Here is a 1,574-nt window from a genome sequence, read left to right as displayed (position 1 = left end):
TCACATTCTACCGCTAGTCCAGAGTTGAACGGAGCGTCATTGACGTTATCGAGAACCCATCCATTAACCTTATCCGTTAAGGCTTGAAGCTCTGTTGATCCGTTGTAAGTAGCATTATCAAACCAAGCGTCGAACTTATTATACAATGTTGGATTATCCGTCTCTACGTAATCAGCGGTTAAGGGATTACCGTTATTATAAAGATACTCTGCGTCGGATTGGGTGAATGCTTGACCTATTGAGATACTGATAAATTTAGCTACATTTTCCCATTGACCATAACCAGCCCAGTTTCTTTTACCCCATAAAACAGGAAGTGACATATCCCAGTTTATCGAATTGGGGTTGCCTGATAGTGGAGAATTGAAAACTTTGTCTGTATGCTCTTCTCCATTTATATAACAATGTAAGTTACTGAGATTGTTGCCAAGCCTATCCCAGTAAATAAGTATATGTTTATCTTCCCCTGTCCAATTTATGTTTTGGAATTTTATGTTGTATTGATTTCCTAAAGTAATAAATTGAAATATAAGGTCTTTAGAAGTACCGCCTATAAAAATTTCAGCACGAGAAGTATTTGGACTAGTTGTTGACTCGGATTCGTACTTTCTATATAAAGTGGTGGCACTAGAGCCATCAGTCCACGATGAGACCGCAATAGTATTTAATCCAATATTTAACCTACTAGCAGAGCCTTGAAGCTCCAAGTACTGAGTAGAGCCGTCTAGTTCAACAACAGCAGAATTATACTGAGCACTTCCGTCTGATACAATAAGTGCAGATTTACCATCAAACGGAGCGTTATTGACGTTATCGAGAACCCAACCATTTACTTTATCAGTTAATGCTTGTAATTCTGTTGATCCATTGTAAGTGGCGTTGTCAAACCAAGCGTCAAACTTATTGTAGAGAGTTGGATTATCCGTCTCTACGTAATCTGCACATAGAGGATTGCCTTCGTTGTATAGATACTCTGCGTCGGATTGGCCAAAAGATTGTCCGATTGAGATACCGTAAAAAGCCCCCGCTTGAGCATAAGTAATAGTTGACCTTACTTGAGCACCTAGATAAACAGGTTGTGTGTATGTATAATTAGTGCTCGACCACCCAGAGTCTTGATAATCAAATGTAACTGAACCAGTATATAAAACACCATTTACATACAAAGAACCGCTGTCACTATCGTTTGACCTAGATACAACTACTAAAAAATGAGCCCATCCTTCGACTCCATCAATTGCAGTGTCATAATAGTATCTTCCTTGAAGGTTTGTCTTATTTAAACCTACAAAAAACGAATCATCCTCAAGTATTTGAATTGATATCTCATTTTCTCCTGTTGATGAGGTTTCGCCTTTGAAATAAGCTCTAATTCTTTCCCTCGTTGAGGAAGTCTTTACATTTGCCCAAAATGACAGCGTTAAAGAATCAGTTCCAACATCTAACCTACTAGCAGAGCCTTGAAGCTCTAAGTACTGAGTAGAGCCGTCTAGGTTAATTGCGTTAGCAGGGAATAGTTGAGTACTAGGTAAGGGAGCGACTCCAATCAATGTCCAGCCTTTACCTTCTAATCT

1 protein-coding gene is annotated in these 1,574 nt (G+C 38.9%); it reads right to left on the bottom strand.

The window, feature by feature from the left end:
- A partial coding sequence (locus HRU21_13540) for a hypothetical protein (protein ID NRA43305.1) occupies positions 1 to 1,574 on the bottom strand: 1,574 nt, incomplete at both ends.

This window comes from Pseudomonadales bacterium (assembly GCA_013215025.1).
GTDB lineage: Bacteria > Pseudomonadota > Gammaproteobacteria > Pseudomonadales > DT-91 > DT-91.
Note: the sequence above shows the minus strand (reverse complement) of the source record. Positions and strands in the feature narration are given on the sequence as shown.